The 19,831-nt window shown below is 56.5% G+C and carries 17 protein-coding genes and 1 pseudogene; 7 read left to right on the top strand and 11 right to left on the bottom strand.

The features are described from left to right. Positions 1–10 precede the first annotated feature (10 nt). The 11 genes from atpA to mioC all read right to left on the bottom strand — a co-directional run bounded on the left by atpA (position 11) and on the right by mioC (position 9,564). Positions 11–1,552 (bottom strand): F0F1 ATP synthase subunit alpha, encoded by a 1,542-nt coding sequence (gene atpA / locus G5137_RS14350; protein WP_216952485.1) that lies wholly within the window; start codon positions 1,550–1,552, stop codon positions 11–13. 15 nt (positions 1,553–1,567) lie between these two features. Beyond that, a complete protein-coding gene (gene atpH, locus G5137_RS14345; protein WP_204480539.1) occupies positions 1,568–2,101 on the bottom strand; it encodes a F0F1 ATP synthase subunit delta in 534 nt (177 codons plus the stop codon). Positions 2,102–2,114: 13 nt separating this feature from the next. Then, positions 2,115–2,585 (bottom strand): F0F1 ATP synthase subunit B, encoded by a 471-nt coding sequence (gene atpF / locus G5137_RS14340; protein ID WP_204480536.1) that lies wholly within the window; start codon positions 2,583–2,585, stop codon positions 2,115–2,117. 55 nt (positions 2,586–2,640) lie between these two features. Next, on the bottom strand, positions 2,641–2,883 hold the full coding sequence (atpE, locus tag G5137_RS14335; protein WP_005307205.1) for a F0F1 ATP synthase subunit C: 243 nt from the start codon (positions 2,881–2,883) through the stop codon (positions 2,641–2,643). Between the two features lie 58 nt (positions 2,884–2,941). Continuing rightward, positions 2,942–3,724 carry a F0F1 ATP synthase subunit A gene (gene atpB, locus G5137_RS14330; protein ID WP_216952488.1) on the bottom strand — a complete coding sequence of 261 codons (783 nt, stop codon included), beginning with the start codon at positions 3,722–3,724 and terminating at the stop codon, positions 2,942–2,944. An 8-nt stretch (positions 3,725–3,732) separates the two neighbouring features. Continuing rightward, on the bottom strand, positions 3,733–4,143 hold the full coding sequence (locus G5137_RS14325) for an ATP synthase subunit I (protein ID WP_216952492.1): 411 nt from the start codon (positions 4,141–4,143) through the stop codon (positions 3,733–3,735). Positions 4,144–4,333: 190 nt separating this feature from the next. Next, a complete protein-coding gene (locus tag G5137_RS14320; protein ID WP_005342343.1) occupies positions 4,334–5,242 on the bottom strand; it encodes a ParB/RepB/Spo0J family partition protein in 909 nt (302 codons plus the stop codon). Then, positions 5,239–6,042, bottom strand: a complete 804-nt coding sequence (locus G5137_RS14315; RefSeq protein WP_216952494.1) for a ParA family protein — start codon at positions 6,040–6,042, stop codon at positions 5,239–5,241. The genes G5137_RS14320 and G5137_RS14315 overlap by 4 nt, the downstream gene beginning before the upstream one ends. Positions 6,043–6,068: 26 nt before the next feature. Next, complete coding sequence (gene rsmG / locus G5137_RS14310) at positions 6,069–6,695, bottom strand: 16S rRNA (guanine(527)-N(7))-methyltransferase RsmG (RefSeq protein WP_033115246.1); 627 nt, start codon at positions 6,693–6,695, stop codon at positions 6,069–6,071. Between the two features lie 21 nt (positions 6,696–6,716). Next, entirely contained in the window at positions 6,717–8,606 is a 1,890-nt protein-coding gene (mnmG, locus tag G5137_RS14305) for a tRNA uridine-5-carboxymethylaminomethyl(34) synthesis enzyme MnmG (RefSeq protein WP_421255579.1), read from the bottom strand. Between the two features lie 508 nt (positions 8,607–9,114). Beyond that, a complete protein-coding gene (gene mioC / locus G5137_RS14300) occupies positions 9,115–9,564 on the bottom strand; it encodes an FMN-binding protein MioC (protein ID WP_335838293.1) in 450 nt (149 codons plus the stop codon). A gap of 396 nt (positions 9,565–9,960) precedes the next feature. On the opposite strand from mioC, the gene G5137_RS14295 reads away from it, so the two are divergent. The 7 genes and pseudogenes from G5137_RS14295 to G5137_RS14265 all read left to right on the top strand — a co-directional run bounded on the left by G5137_RS14295 (position 9,961) and on the right by G5137_RS14265 (position 19,814). Then, positions 9,961–12,057, top strand: coding sequence for a TonB-dependent siderophore receptor (locus tag G5137_RS14295; protein WP_227341687.1), 2,097 nt, complete (start codon positions 9,961–9,963; stop codon positions 12,055–12,057). Positions 12,058–12,136: 79 nt separating this feature from the next. Continuing rightward, the gene (locus G5137_RS14290) at positions 12,137–13,783 is read left to right on the top strand and encodes a multidrug ABC transporter permease/ATP-binding protein (protein WP_421255578.1); all 1,647 of its coding nucleotides are present in this window, start codon (positions 12,137–12,139) and stop codon (positions 13,781–13,783) included. Between the two features lie 46 nt (positions 13,784–13,829). Then, entirely contained in the window at positions 13,830–14,594 is a 765-nt protein-coding gene (locus G5137_RS14285) for an ATP-binding cassette domain-containing protein (RefSeq protein ID WP_421255577.1), read from the top strand. Between the two features lie 34 nt (positions 14,595–14,628). Beyond that, positions 14,629–15,513 carry an ABC transporter substrate-binding protein gene (locus G5137_RS14280; RefSeq protein ID WP_421255595.1) on the top strand — a complete coding sequence of 295 codons (885 nt, stop codon included), beginning with the start codon at positions 14,629–14,631 and terminating at the stop codon, positions 15,511–15,513. Continuing rightward, positions 15,510–17,492 (top strand): Fe(3+)-hydroxamate ABC transporter permease FhuB, encoded by a 1,983-nt coding sequence (fhuB, locus tag G5137_RS14275; RefSeq protein ID WP_421255576.1) that lies wholly within the window; start codon positions 15,510–15,512, stop codon positions 17,490–17,492. The genes G5137_RS14280 and fhuB overlap by 4 nt, the downstream gene beginning before the upstream one ends. Before the next feature lie 24 nt (positions 17,493–17,516). Then, a pseudogene (locus G5137_RS14270) lies at positions 17,517–17,750 on the top strand (IS3 family transposase); the annotation flags it as partial. Positions 17,751–17,939: 189 nt separating this feature from the next. After that, complete coding sequence (locus G5137_RS14265; RefSeq protein ID WP_421223548.1) at positions 17,940–19,814, top strand: HAD-IB family phosphatase; 1,875 nt, start codon at positions 17,940–17,942, stop codon at positions 19,812–19,814. The last annotated feature ends 17 nt before the right edge of the window (positions 19,815–19,831 follow it).

Below are 19,831 nucleotides of genomic sequence, written 5' to 3'. Positions count from 1 at the left end.
CCACACTCGCTTACCAGGTCTGGGTTGCCTTGAAGTCATCCAGCAACGCAGTCAGCTTGCCAACGATCGCGTCGTTGTAGTCAGCCTTGGCATTGATTTCAGCCATCAGCTCAGCATGCTGGGTATCGGCGAAAGAGAGCAGAGCGGCTTCGAAGTCGAGGATCTTGCTCAACTCGACATCAGAGAGATAGCCTTTTTCCGCGGCGAACAGCACCAGAGACTGGTGAGCCACGCTCATCGGAGAGTACTGCTTCTGTTTCATCAGCTCGGTCACTTTCTGACCGTGGTCCAGCTGCTTGCGAGTTGCATCGTCCAGGTCGGAAGAGAACTGGGCAAAGGCAGCAAGTTCGCGATACTGGGCCAGCGCGGTACGGATACCACCGGACAGCTTCTTGACGATCTTGGTCTGGGCGGCACCACCCACACGGGATACGGAGATACCCGGATCAACCGCAGGACGAATACCGGCGTTGAAAGACTGGGAAGTCAGGAAGATCTGACCATCGGTGATGGAGATCACGTTGGTCGGAACGAACGCGGATACGTCGCCCGCCTGGGTTTCGATGATCGGCAGCGCGGTCAGAGAACCGGTTTTGCCCTTCACTTCACCCTTGGTGAACTTCTCTACGTACTCGTCGTTGACGCGAGCTGCACGCTCCAGCAGACGGGAGTGCAGATAGAATACGTCGCCCGGGAATGCTTCACGTCCTGGCGGACGGCGCAGCAGCAGGGAGATCTGACGATATGCAACGGCCTGCTTGGACAGGTCATCATAAATGATCAGGGCATCTTCACCGCGGTCACGGAAGTACTCACCCATGGAGCAACCTGAATACGGAGCCAGGTATTGCAGGGCAGCCGCTTCGGAAGCAGAGGCAACCACTACTATGGTGTTGGCCAGAGCACCGTGCTCTTCCAGCTTGCGCACCACGTTGGCGATGGTGGAGGCCTTCTGGCCAATCGCAACGTAGACACACTTAATGCCGGAGTCTTTCTGGTTGATGATGGTGTCGATCGCAATGGCAGTTTTACCTACCTGGCGGTCACCGATGATCAGCTCACGCTGGCCACGACCGATAGGGATCATGGAGTCGATGGCTTTCAGACCGGTCTGGACAGGCTGGTCAACAGACTTACGCTCGATAACGCCCGGGGCAATCACTTCTACCGGAGAGAAGCCATCGTGCTCGACCGGACCTTTACCGTCGATAGGCTGACCCAGGGTGTTGACCACCCGGCCCAGCAGACCACGACCGACCGGCACTTCCAGAATGCGGCCAGTACCTTTTACTTTCATCCCTTCGGCCAGATCGGCATAGGGACCCATCACTACGGCACCAACGGAGTCACGCTCCAGGTTCAATGCCAGAGCGTAGCGGTTGCCCGGCAGCTCGATCATCTCACCCTGCATGGCATCGGCCAGGCCGTGGATACGAATGATACCGTCACTCACGGAGACGATGGTACCTTCGTTACGCGCTTCGCTCTTTACATCAAACTGCGCAATGCGCTGCTTGATCAGCTCGGCGATTTCAGTGGAATTCAGTTGCATGCTCTAATACCCCAATCAAGATTGCAGCGCGTCAGCCATGCGATCCAGCTTGCCGCGGACAGTTCCGTCGATAACCAGATCACCGGCCTTGATGAGCACCCCGGCCATCAAGGACGCGTCGATGCTGCAATTCAGCTTCACTTTGCGCGCGAGACGTTGTTCCAGAGAAGCCTGAATATTGGCTTTCTGCTGGTCGGTCAGTGCAATCGCCGAAATCACGTCAGCCTGAACTTCTTTGTCCAGTTCAGACTTGAACACCACAAATTCGGCAACGACCGCCGGCAGCACACCCAAGCGACCATTCTCTGCCATTACCCGGATCAGGTTCTGGCCATGCTCGTCGAGTTGCTCCCCGCAGATGCTGACAAACAGTTTTGCCAGCTCGTCGGCAGCCACAGAGCCGTTAACCAGGGAGTGGATGGTCTCGTTCTTCACTACTTCCGCAGCGAAGCTGAGCATCCCCAGCCACTGATCAACCGCCTTGTGCTCAACGGCAAACTCGAAAGCAGCCTTGGCGTAGGGGCGAGCGATTGTAGTCAGTTCAGACATAGCCCCGTTCCCGTTACAGTTCAGCTACCAGTTTGTCGACGATGTCGCTGTTGGCAGCCTGGTCGATTTGGCGCGCCAGGATCTTCTCTGCACCCGCAATGGCAAGAGCAGCAACCTGCTTGCGCAGTTCCTCTTTGGCACGATGACGTTCAGCTTCAATCTCGGCACGGCCTTGAGCCAGGATTTTTTCCCGCTCAGCCTGAGCACCGACAGTTGCCTCATCAATGATCTGGGCCTTGCGTTTGTTGGCCTGTTCAATGATTTCAGCAGCCTGCAGCTTGGCTTCTTTCAGCTGATCGACGGCATTGGCCTTGGCCAAATCCAGATCTTTCTTGGCTCGTTCGGCAGAAGAGAGACCGTCAGCAATAGCTTTCTGACGGGCTTCGATGGCAGCCATCAGCGGCGGCCATACATACTTCATGCAAAACACAACGAAGAAGAAAAAAGCAATTGCTTGGCCGAGGAGGGTGGCGTTGATATTCACAGCCGATGTCCTCTTTAGTTAGTTAATGGGTTATGCCTGGAGATGTCGTAACGACTTAGCCAGCAACCGCAAACATCACATACAGACCCAGACCAACGGCGATCATCGGGATCGCATCCACCAGACCCATTACGATGAAGAACTGGGTACGCAGAACAGGGATCAGATCAGGTTGACGAGCAGCACCTTCCAGGAACTTGCCACCCAGAATACCGATACCGATGGAAGCGCCGATAGCAGCCAGACCCATCATCATTGCAGCAGCGATGTACAGCAGGTCCATGTTCAAGTTTTCCATGAGGATCTCCATTTATTTAGATGTAATTGATTGTATAAAAAGGATTATTTGAGTCGCATCAACCATGGTCTTCCTGTGCCATCGACAGATAGACGATGGTCAGAACCATGAAGATGAATGCCTGCAAAGTGATGATCAGGATGTGGAAAATTGCCCAAGGCACGGACAGGATCCACTGTGACCACCAGGGTAGCAAACCCGCAATCAGGATAAAGATCAGTTCGCCAGCATACATGTTGCCGAACAGTCGAAGACCCAGAGAGACCGGTTTGGATACCAGCGTAACAGTTTCCAGGATGAGGTTAACCGGGATGGCCGCCGGGTGGTTGAAAGGCTGAAGCGTCAGCTCCTTCACAAACCCGCCGATACCCTTGACCTTGATGCTGTAATACAGGATCAAGAAGAACACGCCCAAAGCCATGGACATGGTGATGTTAACGTCAGCAGAGGGAACCACACGCAGATAGGGAATACCCATCAATTGTGCAGCGTGAGGGATAAAGTCAACGGGGATCAGATCCATCAGGTTCATCAGGAAGATCCAGACAAACACAGTCAACCCCAAAGGTGCGATGACCTTGTTGCGACCATGAAAGATGTCTTTGACGTTACCATTCACAAACTCGACCAGCATCTCCACAAAGCACTGCAGCTTACCCGGCACCCCGCTGGTAGCGTTAACGGCTACTTTGCGGAACAGCAGGATAAACAGGGCGCCTAGCACGACGGAGAATACCATTGAGTCGATATTCACCGTCCAGAACCCGGACCCGACTTGAAGGTGGGTCAGGTGGTGGGAGATATATCCCTGAGGAGTCAGGACTTCTCCGGTTGCAGACATGAGTTTTCCTAATAGTGGTTGTTAAGCGTGAATGAGACTATCCACTGTACAACGAGGGCGAGGATATAAGTGGCGAAAAACGAGACGGTAACGACCTCGACTTTCGCACCAAACAACAGAGCAAACAGACCTGCTGTCGAAACGAGCTTAATCCCAGCCCCACCATAAAAGTCCCGCAAAACCAGGCCCACACTCTCGGTTGTCACCTTGCGGCGCAGCACCCAGACAGTAAACAAGGCTTGAGGAACCCAGTACATCCCCCCTCCGTAAAGGGCGGAATAACCGGCGCTGGCACTAATCTGATAAAACCAGACAGCACTCATCGCCAGGATCAGGATGAGCTGACAAACGAGCATAACCCAGGCTAGCGTAAAACCTTCCAAGGCTATTTTCTGCTTCACCAACCTACCCCTGAACATTACAGAACTGTAAAAAATCGGGATCCGAAGACCCCATGTTAACAGCTCTTAAAGCCGGTCAAATTATACCCTTGAGGGCCGCTATTGCAATATGACAAAAATCCTTAATTTTTGCGGCTTTCCGCGGCAAATCAAGGTTATGGCCATATCAAAAGGAATGGATGTTTTATTACTACAAAAAGCGTAAGAATCACGATTCTGACACGCCAAAATAGCCCAATATACGGTCCAAATCGGATAAATTCTCGTAACTTATTACTAACTTTCCGCTATCCCGCTTGCCAGGCTGAAGTTGCACCTGATTGCCAATTTTTTCTGCCAGTTGGCGCTCCAGGTAGCCGATCTGCGGATCACGGGCCGGTTCGACCCTGGCTTTTGCCGGTTCAAGCGCTTTTTGCACCAGCTTCTCGGTATCGCGTACAGTCAGCCCTTTCTGGGCAACCAGCTTGGCCAGTTCGGACTGAGCCTGACCGCTCAGGGCCAGCAGGGCTCGGGCATGACCCATGTCGAGGTCGCCATGCTCGACGAAACGCTTCACGTCGTCGTTGAGCTGGTTGAGACGCAGCAGGTTGGTCACCGTGGTGCGGGACTTGCCCACCGCCTCGGCCACCTGCTGGTGGGTGAGTTCGAATTCGGTCAGTAGTCTTTGTAAAGCGACCGCCTCTTCGATGGCATTGAGGTCTTCCCGCTGGATGTTCTCAATCAGCGCGATGGCAACGGCAGCCTCGTCGGGTACATCCTTGACGATGCAGGGCACCACCTCGAGCCGCGCCAGCTGGGACGCGCGCCAGCGCCGCTCACCGGCGATGATTTCGAAGGATTGTTCGCCGAGAGGGCGTACCACGATGGGCTGGATCACCCCCTGGGCGCGGATGGAGTTGGCAAGCTCTTCCAGTGCATCCTGGGACATGTCCTTGCGGGGCTGGTACTTGCCGGACTGCAACCACTCCACCGGCAGCTTGCGCAGCTCGCCCTGATTGGTGGGGGCCATGGCCTCTTCAGTACGTTGATCGCTCATCACCTGTTTCTGGCGGGCAGCCGTGCTGGTACTGAGCAGGGCATCCAGCCCCTTGCCCAGTCCACGTTTTTTCGGAGTCATATGCTCTCTCGGTCTGCGATGGTCGCCTGACGTTCCTGCTCCTGGCGGCGCAGGATCTCGCCAGCCAGTGCCAGGTAGGCCTTGGCGCCCACCGATGATTTGTCATAGTGCATGGCCGGGGCACCGAAACTCGGGGCCTCAGCCAGTCTAACATTGCGGGGAATGATGGTGCGGTAGACCTTGTCGCCAAAGTGCTGTTTTAGCTGATCGGACACATCATTGGCCAGCCGGTTGCGGTGATCGTACATGGTACGCAGCACACCTTCGATCTTGAGATCGGGATTGACCACGGCGGCCAGCTTGCTGATGGTGTCGACCAGGGCGGTGAGCCCTTCCAGCGCATAGTATTCGCACTGCATGGGCACCAGCACGGAGTCGGCGGCGGCCATGGCATTCACGGTCAGCATGTTGAGGGAAGGTGGGCAGTCGATGAAGACGTAGTCGTACTTGTCCCGCACCGAGGCCAGCGCATTGCGCAGACGGATCTCGCGGGCGAAAAACTCCATCAGGCGGATTTCGGCTGCGGTCACGTCGGCGTTGGCGGCGATCAGGTGATAACCACCGGAAGTTTCGGGTATGATCACCTCGCTGATGGGAGCATCTTCGATCAGCAGCTCATAGGCGGTGCGCTCGACTTCGTACTTGTCGACGCCGCTGCCCATGGTGGCATTGCCCTGCGGATCCAGATCGATCACCAGCACCTTGCGCCGGGTGGCGGCCATGGAGGCGGCCAGGTTCACACAGGTGGTGGTTTTACCCACTCCACCCTTCTGGTTGGCTATGGCAATGACTTTTCCCACACTATCCCCTAAATGAAACTGCGACCCTATTCGGGCTGGATATGTTTGAATTCCAGCAGATGACGTTCGCCTTCCAGCTCCGGCACCCGCAGCTCATGACAGGCTACCAGACGGATATTGGCAGGCAACTGGGCCAGCTCCTCTGCGGGATATTGTCCCTTGAGCGCGAGGAAGCTGCCCTGTTCTGACGGCAGGTGGTGACACCAGCTCAGCATGTCCTCTAGCGAAGCGAACGCTCTGCTGAGTACACCATCAAACCCGACTTCGGGTTGATACTCTTCCACCCGGGATTTGATCGGCGTCACATTGGTCAACCCCAGCTCCAGAATGACCTGGCGGATGAAGTTGATCCGTTTGCCCAGACTGTCTAGCAGAACGAACTGCTTGTCCGGATTGATGATCGCCAGCGGCAATCCCGGCAGGCCGGGACCGGTCCCCACGTCGATGAAGCGCTCACCGTGCAAGTGGGGGCTTACCACCAGGCTATCGAGGATATGCTTGACCAGCATGGCGTCCGGATCTCGCACCGAGGTGAGATTGTAAGCCTTGTTCCACTTGTGCAGCAACTCGACCAACTGCACCAGTTGGCTCTTTTGGGTATCGGTGATAACAATTCCGGCCTGCATGAGCAGGCCGTTCAATCTTTCCAGCATATTTTCCAACGGTAAGAATCCTCAGGCGGTTTTACGCAGCAGGCCGTGTTTTTTCAGGTGAACCAGCAGGATGGAGATGGCCGCCGGGGTGATGCCGGAGATGCGGGAAGCCTGACCAATGGTCTGCGGCTTGGCATCGTTCAGCTTGGCTTTCACCTCGTTGGAGAGGCCGTTCACCTCGCGATAGTCCAGATCCAGCGGCAGCAGGGTGTTCTCGTTGCGCAGCTGCTTTTCCACTTCATCGTGCTGACGCTCGATGTAACCGGCGTACTTGATCTGGATCTCAACCTGTTCGGCCGCGGCAGGATCGGTCACGGAAGGGCCGACACCTTCGATGGCCATCAGCGCATCATAGGTCACCTCGGGACGACGCAGCAGCTCTTCCAGACTCTGTTCGCGGGTCAGCGGGGTGTTGACCAGGGCGTTGACTGCCTCCAGTGACGGATGTTGCGGGTGGATCCAGGTTGAACGCATGCGCTGACGCTCCAGCTCGACCTGTTCCATCTTGGCGTTGAATTTGCTCCAGCGCTCGTCATCCACCAGACCCAGCTCGCGACCGATGGCGGTCAGGCGGATATCGGCGTTGTCTTCACGCAGCAGCAGGCGGTATTCGGCGCGGCTGGTGAACATGCGGTAAGGCTCGCGGGTCCCCAGGGTGGAGAGATCGTCCATCATCACGCCCATGTAGGCCTGATCCCGACGCGGGTTCCAGGGATCCTTGTCTTGGGCACGCAAGGCCGCGTTCAAACCCGCCATCAAGCCTTGTGCCGCTGCCTCTTCGTAACCGGTCGTGCCGTTGATCTGGCCGGCAAAGAACAGATTTGGAATGCACTTGCTCTCCATGTTGGCCTTGAGATCCCGCGGATCGAAGAAATCGTACTCGATGGCATAGCCGGGGCGGGTGATGTGGGCGTTCTCGAAGCCACGCACGGAACGGACGATCTGCACCTGCACGTCAAACGGTAGGCTGGTAGAGATCCCGTTCGGATAGAGTTCGTGGGTGGTCAGGCCTTCCGGTTCGACGAAGATCTGGTGCGCAGTCTTGTCGGCGAAACGGGTGATCTTGTCTTCGATCGACGGGCAGTAGCGCGGGCCGATCCCCTCGATCACCCCGGCGTACATGGGGCTGCGATCCAGGTTATTGCGGATCACATCGTGGGTGCGCTCGTTGGTATGGGTAACGTAGCAGGGCACCTGACGGGGATGCTGGCTGGCATCACCGATGAAAGAGAATACCGGACGCGGATCGTCACCGTGCTGTTCCTGCATGACGGAGAAATCGACGCTGCGGGCATCGATGCGCGGAGGGGTGCCCGTCTTGAGACGATCGATGCGCAGCGGCAGTTCACGCAGGCGCTGGGCCAGAGCGATCGAGGGAGGATCCCCGGCACGACCGCCCTTGTAGTTTTCCATCCCGATGTGGATCAAACCATTCAGGAAGGTACCGACCGTCAGCACCACAGTCTTGCCGCTGATGCGGATCCCGCTTTGGGTGACCACACCGGCAACACGATCCCCATCCATGATCAGATCGTCACAAGCCTGCTGGAAGATCTTCAGGTTCGGGTAGTTTTCCAGCATCTGGCGAACGACGGCCTTGTAGAGCAGGCGATCCGCCTGGGCACGAGTGGCTCGCACTGCCGGGCCCTTGGAGGAGTTGAGGGTGCGGAACTGGATCCCGCCAAGATCGATGGCACGCGCCATGATCCCGCCGAGTGCGTCAACTTCCTTGACCAGGTGTCCCTTGCCGATCCCGCCGATCGCCGGATTACAGGACATGTGTCCCAGCGTATCGATATTGTGGGTCAGCAACAGGGTGTTCATGCCCATACGGGCTGCCGCTGTTGCTGCTTCGGTTCCGGCATGACCGCCACCGACGACGATCACATCAAATTGTTCATGGTATTGCATTGGGATCACCTTGATCTGCACGCCTGAAGATCTTTATTTGCCTGGGCTAAAGGGCGGAACATTCTATCTGTTTCGCGTCCTGAGGGGAACGTCTACTTAACGTTCAGTATGAAGGGAGGATCCACTAATTAGATCTTAAGGATCTTTAGATCGATCTTTTACTGGATCTCTTATTAGGATCCGCCCTTTCTGTTGATAAGCACTTTTTGATCATAAAGATCATTAATTTAAGGACGATCCTAGCTTGTGGAAAAGCTTGGATCCTGGCCCGGTGAACGAGGGGATAACCAGGACTTTTATACACAGATGTCTGTCGGTCTGGATCTAATACATGGATAACTATAGGTTTTACAGAGCTTTACACCGTAGTTATGCACATTACCCCTGGGCGTTGTGGGTAACCTTGTAGAACAACTCCCCCGGATCAATCTGTTAATAACATGGTGGATAGTCGATCTGGGGATAAGTGGGGAGATCAAGCTTTTTTTCAGGATCTCCCGCACGCCGATCAGGCGATCATCGTCATCCAGTCGCGGATCCACACTTCTGCGGCATCTTCGGGGATCTCGTGTTGGGTCACATCGATGTCGAGTCGCTCGCCAATCCGGCTGGCTCCGCACTCGGCCAGCAGGCGATCCAGCGTCTTGCCGCCCTGGCAAAAGGTGTCATAACTGCTGTCACCAAGGGCGATCACGCCATATTTCAATGAATTAAGATCCGGATGCTGCTCGGCAAGCTCCTTGGCGAAGGGTTGCAGGTTGTCGGGCACATCCCCGGCACCATGGGTGGAAGTGACCACCAGCAGGATGGATCCCGCATCATCCAGTACCTCTGCCAGCTTGGCCGGGTTGTGGATCCGGGTCTGGTGGCCAGCCTGTTCCAGCAGGTTGGCGACGTGGTCTGCGACATATTCGGCGGCGCCCAGCATGGAGCCGACGACGAGATTGAGTTTGGCCATGGAATGGATCCTGATTTCAGACAAAGAAACGGAAAGCCGGATTCTACCGCCAAAGGGTGTGGATAAATATGGATAAAGCTTGGGGATAATGGATCCAGTCAGATAATGCCATCGGATCCATCCTGCCGATCTTTTTTCTGCTTCTTTATATTCCTCTCCATTTTCTTCTCCGCTCATAGCTCTCCTGATGGCTCCCATCTCCCGCGAAATCCTGCCAACGATGCAGCCAGATAACAATGTAGATGCAAATGATTAGCAATTATTGAATCGATTCGATCACGGCTCCTGTAGTAGGATTGCGCTGCTTTATTCGCCCATGGAACAGGGTGATGTCGTGACAAACGACCACAAATAACAATTAAAACAACATAACTCATTGATAAACGAGACTTTAATATGATTGCGCAAAAATACACAACAGGACCCGGCAAGAAGGGCGCCTTCGGCGTGCTTTCGCTCTCCGGTTTGCTCGTCTCCCTGCCGCTGATGGCCGAACAAACCACCGCTGAGCTGCCCAAAGCCAGCGAAACCATGGTGGTGACCGGTACGGCCATGAAGGTGGAAGTGCCGATGGCCGAGACCCCTCGCGCCGTCTCCGTGGTTAATCGCGAGGAACTGGATCAGCACGCCGTGTTGCAGCTGGATGAAGCGATTCGCTACCGTTCCGGCGTATTGACCGGTCTCTATGGTTCCGACAACAACACCGACTGGTTCAAGGTGCGTGGCTTCGATGCCGCCTCTTATCTGGATGGCAACCGCTTGTTTGGCACCGGCTACTACGTCTGGACGCCGGAACCGTTCGGTCTGGAGAGTGTGGAAGTGCTGAAAGGGCCAGCCTCGATCCTTTACGGTGAGGCGCCTCCGGGCGGGGTGATCAATGCCATCAGCAAGCGGCCGACCGCCACGCCGCAAGGGCAGGTGGATCTGCAGCTTGGCAGCCGGGATCATCGTCAAGTCGGGGTGGACGTCTCTGACGCGCTCTCCGACAACAGCCGCTACCGCATGGTTGCTCTTTATAAAGAGCGTGATGGGGTGCTTACCGGTACTTACAACGATCGGGTTTATCTGGCGCCCAGCGTCACCTTCGATCTTTCGGATCGTACCAGCCTGACCCTGCTGGCCAGTTTTCTGCACGACGAAGGGGTCCCGACCAACGGCTTCTTCCCGGTCTATGGCACCCTGAATACGTCAGGTGGCCAGATTGATCCCTCCACCAACCTGAGCCAGCCGGATTACGATCGCAACCGCAATACCCAGATCTCCACCGGTTACGAGCTGGCCCACCAGCTCAACCAGACCTGGGAGTTCAAGCAGAACGTCCGCTTCAACTACAACGATCTGCTGCTGCGCCAGACCTATATCTTCCCGACCTATGAAGGCACAACCGCCAGTCGTGGCCTGGTTTACCGCGATGGCAATACCAAGAGTGCCACTATGGACAACCAGATGGTGGGCTACTGGAACACCGACAGCACCGAGCAGACCTTGCTGCTGGGGGTGGATCTGCAGCGTCACGTCAATGAAGGGGTCGAGGCCGACAACTACGCCATGGGCTCCATCAATACCATGAACCCGGATTACAGCGGCTTCCCCGGTTTTGATGAGTCGACTGCTACTCACCAGAAGAGCAGCAAGGGCCAGAGCGGTCTCTATGCCCAGCACCAGATCCGCTGGGACGATCGCTGGTTGCTGACTGCCGGTGGCCGTTTTGACTATGTGGAGACCCACAACACCAATACCAGCAAGGACGAGCGCCAGTACGATCACGAGCTCTCCCTCTCGGGCAGCCTGATGTATCTGGCTGACAACGGCCTCTCTCCCTACTTTGCCTATGCCGAGTCGTTCGAGGTGCTGCCGGGGATCGATCCCAACACCAAGAGTTCCTACAAGCCGCTCAAGGGCAAGCTCTACGAGACCGGCGTGAAGTATGCGCCTGCCTTCCTCGACGGTTACATCAATCTGGCGCTGTTCGATCTGGCCCAGACCAACTCGCTGGTCTCTACCGGTTCCGGCCAGCAGACCCAGGCGGGTGAAGTGACCTCTCAGGGGGTTGAGCTGGAAGGGAGCGTGCAGGTGACCGATGCGCTGCGTCTGACCGCTGCTTATACCTACACCGATGCCAAAACCAACGACACAGGCAGTAGCGATCGCCGTGCCAGCCTGATCCCGCGCCACCAGGCCTCCTTCTGGGGTAACTACAAGGTGCAGCAAGGGGTGGCTTCGGGTCTGGAGCTGGGTACCGGTGTGCGTTATATCGGTTCCAGCGTGGGTATTGGCGCCGTGAATGCGGACTACACCCCCATCTACGGCTCTGCCGAGGTGCCGGCCCATACCGTCTGGGATGCGATGATCGGGTATGACTTTGCCAAGAACTGGCGTGCCCAGCTCAACGTCAACAACCTGCTGGGTGAAACCTACGTGGCCAGTTGTGACTACTACTGCTACTACGGCGAGCCGCGCAGCGTAGTGGGCAGCATCAACTACCGCTGGTAATCGAAGTCGGGCGGGAACCGGATTCCCGCCCTTCTTTTCACCCGCAGTTGTTCTGATCTCTCTGGAATACCGGTCCGTTATGGAACTCTTGTCTCTGGTTTATCGCCAATATCGTTGGCCCTTTATCGCCATCACCCTGCTCAGTCTGCTCAGTGCCGTCAGCGGGATTGGCGTCATTGCTTTTATCAATCAGTCTCTTATCGAATCTATAGGTGATCCGCTGCCGATCCTCGGTCAGCTGGTCGGCCTGATTGTGTTGCTGCTGGTGATCACGCTTGGATCCCAGCTGGCCCTGACCACTCTCGGTCACCATTTTGTCTACCGGTTGCGCGGCCGTCTGCTCAAGCAACTGCTGGATACCGATGTCGCCCGCATCCGACAGATTGGTCAGGGGCCACTGCTGGCCTCCCTCTCCAGCGATATCGGCCAGATCACCATCGCCTTCGTGCGCCTGCCTGAGCTGGTGCAGGGGCTGGTGCTCACGCTGGGCTCTGCCTTTTACCTCGGCTGGCTCTCTCCGGCCCTGCTCGGGGTGACCGCGCTCTGGGTCACCGTCACCATGGTGGTGGGCTGGTTGCTGGTGAACCGTGTTTATCGCCATCTCTCCCACATGCGTCAGGCCGAAGATCGGCTCTATCAGAACTATCAGGCCATCATCGCTGGCAGCAAGGAGCTGGCGCTCAACCGCGAGCGGGCTCACTTCGTTTACCACCAGCTCTATGAGCAAAATGCCCGTGACTATCGCCAGCAGATCATCCGCGCCGACACCTATCACCTGAGCGCGGTGAACTGGTCGAATATCATGATGCTGGGGGCCATCGGTCTGGTCTTCTTTCTGGCCAACGGCCTTGGCTGGGCCAACACCAATGTGGCCGCCACCTTCGCCCTGACCCTGCTGTTCCTGCGCACCCCGCTGTTGCAGGGAATTGGCGCCCTGCCGACCCTGCTTGCCGCTCAGGTGGCGTTCGACAAGATCGCCGCCCTCAATCTGGCCGAGCCGGATGCGGACTTCCCGCTGCCGCCCGCCATCCGACCCTGGCAGCGTATCGAGCTGGAGCAGGTGAGCTTTCACTATCAGGGGGAGGGCGGTTTTGCCGTTGGCCCAACCGATCTGGTCATCGAAAAGGGGGAGCAGATCTTCATCATCGGTGGCAATGGCTCCGGCAAGTCGACCCTGGCCATGCTGCTGACCGGCCTCTATCAACCGGTATCGGGCCGGATCCTGCTGGATGGTGAGCCGATCACCGATCGCAATGGCTATCTGGCGCTCTTCTCCGCCATCTTTACCGACTATCACCTGTTCCAGCACCTGCTGGGGCCGGAACCCAAGGATGAGCTGGTGGCCGAGTGGCTGGAGCGGTTGCAGATGGGCAGCAAGCTCACCATCAAGGATGGCTTTATCGCCGATATCGATCTCTCCCAAGGGCAGCGCAAGCGGGTCGCCCTGCTGCTGGCGCTGGCCGAGCAGCGCGAGGTGATGCTGTTTGACGAGTGGGCTGCGGATCAGGATCCCCAGTTCCGCCGCATCTTCTATCAGGTGCTGTTGCCGCGCCTCAAGGAGATGGGCAAGACAGTGATTGCCATCAGTCACGACGATCACTACTTCCCGCTGGCAGATCGCCTGCTGGAGATGCGCCAGGGCCAGCTCACTGAGCTGACCGGGGCGCGCCGCGCCGCAGTGAGCCGCGATGCGATCGCCCATCTGGATTGCGAGGTGCCGGCTTGATACCGGCACCGATGAGACTGACGGCAAGCCAGCACAGGAATTGCTTATGTTCGAGATGAAATCAACCAGCTTCACGGTCAATGACCGCACGCTGCTGCACCCCACCGACCTGCGTTTTGAGCAGGGACAGGTCTATGGCCTCATCGGCCACAATGGTTCGGGCAAATCGACCCTGCTCAAGCTGCTGGCACGCCAGCAACCCTTGAGTGATGGAGAGATCCTGTTCGATGGCAAGCCGCTACCCGAATGGGGCAACCGGGAGTTCGCCCGTCAGGTGGCCTATCTGCCCCAGCATCTGCCGAGCGCTGAGAATCTGCTCGGGCGGGAGCTGGTGGAGATGGGCCGCTATCCCTGGCGCGGCCTGCTGGGCCGGATGGGGGCGGAGGATCACCGCCAGGTCGATCGGGCCATCGCCCTTACCCATACCGAACGCTTTGCCGATCGGCTGGTGGATACCCTCTCCGGCGGCGAGCGGGGGCGGGTCTGGCTGGCGATGCTGCTGGCCCAGGAGAGCCGTTTTATCCTGCTGGACGAGCCGCTGGCCGCGCTGGATGTGGCCCATCAGGTGGAGGTGCTGACGCTCGTCAAGCAGTTGAGCCGTCAGCTAAACCTTGGGGTCATCATCGTCATTCACGACATCAATATGGCCTCCCGCTTCTGTGATCGGCTGGTGGCGCTCCACTCCGGCCGCCTGCTTACCCACGGTGAACCTGAGGGGCTCATGACCAGCGAGACCCTGCACGCTATCTATGGCATTCCGATGGAGGTCATTCGCCACCCGGCTCATGCTCATCCCATCGCCATCGTCTGACCGGGGGGCTCTCTTGAACCGTTTATTGAAGAAGATGGCACCCTGCCTTATTAGCCTGCTGCTGCCACTAGCGGCGCAGGCCGACACATCCCCGATCGCCTCTGCGCCGCTACCCCGTATTGCCACTGTCGACTGGACCATAGCCGAGACCCTGCTGGCGCTCGGGGTGACGCCGCTGGCGGTGGGGGATGCAGGCCCCTATCAGGCATGGGTCGGCGAGCCACGGCTACCTGCCGGAGTGGTGGATATCGGCCTGCGCACCCAGCCCAACCGTGAGCTGCTGGCGGAGCTCAAACCCGATCACATCCTCATCTCGCCGCTGGCGGCCCCGCTGGCGCCAACTCTTTCCCGCATTGCACCGGTGAGCACCATCGCCCTCTATGATGGGCAAACCGATCTGTGGCAGCGGCTGCACGAGGTGACCCTGACCCTCGCCCGCATGGTGGGCAAAACCGCCGAGGGCGAACGGCTGCTGGCCGGGCTGGATCGGGATCTCGCCAGAATGCAGGCCGGATTGTCTGCGGATCTGCCGCCTCTGCTGGTGGTGCAGTTTATCGATGAGCGCCATGTGCGGGTGTTTGGTCGCCACAGCCTGTTCGATGCGGTGATGACGCGGCTCGGGCTGCGTAATGGTTGGCAGGAGCAGACCAATGACTGGGGTTTCTCGGTGGTCAGTATCGAGCAGTTTATGACCTTGCCAACCGCGCGGCTGGTGGTGGTCGATCCCATCCCGGTAGGGGTGAGCGAACGGCTGCAGGAGCCTGGGCTGTGGCAGCATCTGCCGCAGGTACGGCAGGCGCCTGTGCTGCATCTGCCTGCGGTCTGGAGTTTTGGTGGCGTATTGGCCGCCCGCCGTTTCGCCGGTCTGCTCAGCGATGCATTGTTGCAAGATGCCGAGCGTATGGAGGCTAGCCGATGAAGCGACTGCTCACATCGCCGCTGCTGCGGCCGGTCTCGATCCTGCTGGGATTGACCCTCTTGCTCGCGTATTGGGAGCTGGCTCGCCAGCTGCCCGCTGCGCTCTGGTGGCAGAGCCTGTTCACCCCCAATCTGGATGATGTCAGCCAAGCGGTGGTGCATTTCAGCTGGCTGCCCCGCTTGGTTGTCACCCTGCTGGCTGGGGCGGCGCTCGGGCTGGCAGGCACCCTGATGCAGCAGGTGCTGCGCAACCCGCTCGCGTCACCGACCACCTTGGGGGTGGCCTCCGGCGCCCAACTGGCGTTGATGATGGTGACCCTGTTTGCCCCCTCCTGGTTGCTGTTGGGGCGGGAGTGGATCGCCATGGCCGGTGGCAGCCTCGCGATGGCACTGGTGTTTGCCCTGGCCTGGCGTCGCCAGCTCAATCCGGTGGTCATCGTCTTTGCCGGGCTGGTGATCAACCTCTATCTGGCGGCCATCAGCATGGGACTCTTGCTGTTCTTTCAGGAGGAGCTGAAAGGCTTGCTGGTGTGGGGCAGTGGCTCGCTAGTGCAGAACAGCTGGAGCGGGGTGAGTTACCTGTTACCCCGCCTGCTGGTAGCCGCTGCGCTGGCCGTTGTGCTGGTACGCCCGCTGGCAGTGCTGGAGCTGGATGATGCCAGCGCCCGCAGTCTGGGGGTCTCCCTGCAGCATCTGCGTTTTGCCGGACTGGGGCTGGCGGTGTTTATCACCACTTGCGTGGTAAGCGTGGTGGGGCTGATCGGCTTTATCGGGCTGGCGGCGCCCGCCATGGTGCGGCTGCTCGGGATCCGCCAGCTTGGCCAGCGGCTGCTGTGGGCACCGATCCTCGGCGCCCTGCTGCTGGCGGCGACCGATCTGCTGCTGCAGAGCCTGAGCCGCTTCTGGCCAGTCTTGATACCCACCGGCGCAATGACCGCCCTGCTGGGCGCACCGCTGCTGCTCTGGCTGATCCCGCGCCTGGGCATCAAGTCGGGTGCGCCTAAGGCAAACGCCGGCCTGCTGGTGGCCCGCCATCCGGCACCGACTCGCCTTATCGGCCTGTTGCTGGTCGGGCTGCTGCTGGCCGTGGTCGCCTCCCTGCTGGTTGGGCAGGGGATGACGGGCTGGAGTTGGCCAAGCTGGCTCCGCTGGCAGGCCCAGCTGGAGTGGCGACTGCCGCGCACTCTGGCTGCGGGGGCGGCTGGCGTGCTGCTGGCGCTGGCGGGCACCCTGTTGCAGCGGGTCAGCAACAACCCGATGGCGAGTCCGGAGCTGCTGGGGGTGAGCGGCGGCACCTTTATGGGGGTGATTACCACAGCGCTGCTGCTGCCCGCGTTGCCCCTGCCGCTGATGCTGGCCGGTGGCTTGCTCGGAGCCTTCGGCTGCCTGTTGCTGCTGGTGGTGGTCAATCGCAAGCACGGCTTTCAGCCGGAGCGGATCCTGCTCTCAGGTATCGCCATCACGGCACTGTTTGAGCCGCTGCAGGCCATTGCGCTGGCCAACGGCGACCTGCGGGTGCAGCAACTGCTCTCCTGGATGTCCGGTTCTACCTATTACGTCACCCTGCCGGTGGCCTATGGGCTGGTGGGGCTGGCGCTGTTGATGCTGGCCGCCTGCCTGCTTGTCAGCCGCTGGCTCGATCTGCTGCCAATGGGGAGTGCGGTGGCGACCGCACTCGGCATTCGCCTCAACCGTGCCCAGCTCGCCATCCTGCTGCTGGTGGCCGTTCTCACCGCCAGTGCCACCCTGGTGGTGGGGCCGCTCTCCTTCATCGGTCTGCTGGCGCCGCATATGGCCAAGCTGATGGGGTTGGTGCGGGCACGTTGGCATCTGCTTGGGGCCGCCGCTTCCGGCGCCCTGTTGATGGTGTCGGCGGACTGGGTCGGCCAGCAGATCATCTTCCCGCAGGAGGTGCCGGTCGGACTGGTCTCCACCCTGTTGGGGGGCGCTTACTTCATGTGGTGCCTGCGCCGCCTTTAGGTTTGTGGATTGGCTATCGTGTAGTCGGATCAGGGTTGCCAATATGGCAGTAACGATAGGCAGTGTTTTTTGGGGCCAATAACTTGGCCCCCAATATGAGCCGACGTGGCAACTGTTGGGATCATGCTGTCTCTGAATCGTTCTTCAGTTCGCTGAAAAAAAGATCGCATCATAAAAAGGATCAACAAAACCCACGATCTGGCCCGCGCCGAAATCTTCGATTGCATTGAAGCGTTCTACTACAGAGTGCGACGCTAGAGCCACCTTGGATGCGCGCCACACCAAAGGTCTTCGAATAAGTCTCGTCGTGAGAACAGAATATGTCTACCATCGTGGGCTAAGTCCATCTGATCTGGGTATGATCCTGCGCCAGATTGTCTCGACTTCACTTGCTTATTGTCTTATAAATACAAACGTTTAGATATTGCCAACCTAGCGAGGCAAAGGATGAAATTTATTTTCGATCTCGACGGAACACTTAGCTGCTGTGAAACATTGCCTATCATAGCTAAAAGTTTCAATGTCACTACGCAAATAGAAGAGTTAACTGCCCAGACTATTAATGGTCAGATCCCATTCATGGAAAGTTTCATCAAGCGGGTTGACATACTTGGTCACCTAGATGTGGCTCAAGTTGCTCGCATCGTAGCGGATATTCCCCTTAACCAGTCTCTGCTCGATTTTATCAATAGTAACCGTGATGACTGTATTATTGCCACTGGAAATTATAATGGCTGGATCGCAGAATTAGCCAAAAAAATAGAGTGCGTAATTCGATCATCAGAAGGGGAAGTTGATGCCAATGGCAAGGTTAGATTAACCAAAATACTAAAGAAAGAAGATATTGTTAAAGAGTATCAAGCGCAAGGTGAGCAAGTCGTTTTCATCGGTGATGGAAATAATGATGCTGAGGCCATGAGGATCGCTGATGTTTCTATTGCTTGCGGCTTGATTCACCAACCGGCAAATACGGTAATGCAAGTTGCAGATTATGCAGTATATGATTCTGTTGCTATGCTCAGGTTACTGCAACAGATAAAATCACCTCAAAATGGAAGGTCAGTGGTAATTAGTGCTGCGGGGGTTGGTTCGCGCCTTGGGCTGGGACAAACAAAGTCGCTTATTAAGCTACAAGGGGTGCCACTTATTCATCTACAGCTAGAACAATTCCGGCATGTAAGTGATCTTAGAATAGTTGTTGGTTTTCAGGCTAGCAGTCTTATTGATGAAGTATGCTCGATCAGAAAAGATATTATTTTTGTTTTCAATCACGATTATTTTCACTCTAAAACTGGCGCTAGTCTCTATCTTGGTGGTAAACATGCTAATGAAATGATTATTGCTTGGGATGGGGATCTATTAGTTCACCCAGATGATATTGCTCAGTGCATTGAAGCAGAGCAAGAATTTATTGGGGTGAGTCAAAAAGTGAGCGAAGACGCAGTTTTTGTGAAGCTCAATGAACAAGAACAAGTTGTTTCATTTTCCAGAGATGATGGTGATTACGAGTGGTCTGGACCTGCTGCCATCCGCAGGGAAAATATAAGATTTACCTCGGGCCATCTTTACAATCTTTTAGAACCATTATTGCCAATGTCTGCGAAGATAATACGAGCGCAAGATATTGACACTTATGAAGACTATAAGAAAGCTGTTGATTTTGTGGACTCGTGGAGTAGTGGTAATCATAAAATAAATAGTTATTATGAAAAACTAGCCAGCAAAATAAAATCACCAATAGAGACTAGAAATAAAGCCCCCGATTTTTCTATTTTTGATATTGAGTTAGTCAAACGTTTCTCAGATAAAAGTAAAACCCTGCTTGATCTTGGTGCTGGTACTGGGCTGCTTGTTAATCACCTTACAGAAGATTTCTCTAAAATAGTCGCTGTAGAAAAATATTCTAACTTTAGCGATTTTATAAAAAGAATGGACAACCTGAAAGTTATTAATGAAGATCTCAATATATTTGATGTGGCAGAGAAATTTGATCTTGTTACCATTTTTGGTGTGATGAATTTCTTCAATAGAACAGAGGCGGAACGGATTTATCAGAAGGCTCGCTCATGGATACGACCTGCTGGTACTTTGATAGTCAAGCATCAGATGGGGTGTACTGAAGATGTCATTGTTGATGGTTACTCCAAAGAGCTAGGAACAGATTACTACTCTGAATATAGATGGCTACAGCATGAGATAGATCTTATACGTCAAGCCGGTTTCAGCATTAAGGAAGTTGTTGATATTTATCCAAAAGAGTACAACCGATGGGATAACACCCATTTCTATGCCCTTGTCTGTATACCTGAAGAGAGCAGTTAGGCAAAACTGTACTGAAT

This window comes from Aeromonas sp. 600282 (assembly GCF_049175755.1).
Classification (GTDB): domain Bacteria; phylum Pseudomonadota; class Gammaproteobacteria; order Enterobacterales; family Aeromonadaceae; genus Aeromonas; species Aeromonas veronii_A.
Note: the sequence above shows the minus strand (reverse complement) of the source record. Positions and strands in the feature narration are given on the sequence as shown.

What these genes read in the sequence shown, in the direction of transcription:
- atpA (WP_216952485.1), bottom strand. Translation starts at nt 1,552, where the DNA reads ATGCAACTGAATTCCACTGAAATCGCCGAGCTGATCAAGCAGCGCATT.
- atpH (WP_204480539.1), bottom strand. Translation starts at nt 2,101, where the DNA reads ATGTCTGAACTGACTACAATCGCTCGCCCCTACGCCAAGGCTGCTTTC.
- atpE (WP_005307205.1), bottom strand. Translation starts at nt 2,883, where the DNA reads ATGGAAAACTTGAACATGGACCTGCTGTACATCGCTGCTGCAATGATG.
- atpB (WP_216952488.1), bottom strand. Translation starts at nt 3,724, where the DNA reads ATGTCTGCAACCGGAGAAGTCCTGACTCCTCAGGGATATATCTCCCAC.
- G5137_RS14325 (WP_216952492.1), bottom strand. Translation starts at nt 4,143, where the DNA reads ATGTTCAGGGGTAGGTTGGTGAAGCAGAAAATAGCCTTGGAAGGTTTT.
- G5137_RS14320 (WP_005342343.1), bottom strand. Translation starts at nt 5,242, where the DNA reads ATGACTCCGAAAAAACGTGGACTGGGCAAGGGGCTGGATGCCCTGCTC.
- rsmG (WP_033115246.1), bottom strand. Translation starts at nt 6,695, where the DNA reads ATGCTGGAAAGATTGAACGGCCTGCTCATGCAGGCCGGAATTGTTATC.
- mnmG (WP_421255579.1), bottom strand. Translation starts at nt 8,606, where the DNA reads ATGCAATACCATGAACAATTTGATGTGATCGTCGTCGGTGGCGGTCAT.
- mioC (WP_335838293.1), bottom strand. Translation starts at nt 9,564, where the DNA reads ATGGCCAAACTCAATCTCGTCGTCGGCTCCATGCTGGGCGCCGCCGAA.
- G5137_RS14295 (WP_227341687.1), top strand. Translation starts at nt 9,961, where the DNA reads ATGATTGCGCAAAAATACACAACAGGACCCGGCAAGAAGGGCGCCTTC.
- G5137_RS14290 (WP_421255578.1), top strand. Translation starts at nt 12,137, where the DNA reads ATGGAACTCTTGTCTCTGGTTTATCGCCAATATCGTTGGCCCTTTATC.
- G5137_RS14285 (WP_421255577.1), top strand. Translation starts at nt 13,830, where the DNA reads ATGTTCGAGATGAAATCAACCAGCTTCACGGTCAATGACCGCACGCTG.
- G5137_RS14280 (WP_421255595.1), top strand. Translation starts at nt 14,629, where the DNA reads ATGGCACCCTGCCTTATTAGCCTGCTGCTGCCACTAGCGGCGCAGGCC.
- fhuB (WP_421255576.1), top strand. Translation starts at nt 15,510, where the DNA reads ATGAAGCGACTGCTCACATCGCCGCTGCTGCGGCCGGTCTCGATCCTG.
- G5137_RS14265 (WP_421223548.1), top strand. Translation starts at nt 17,940, where the DNA reads ATGAAATTTATTTTCGATCTCGACGGAACACTTAGCTGCTGTGAAACA.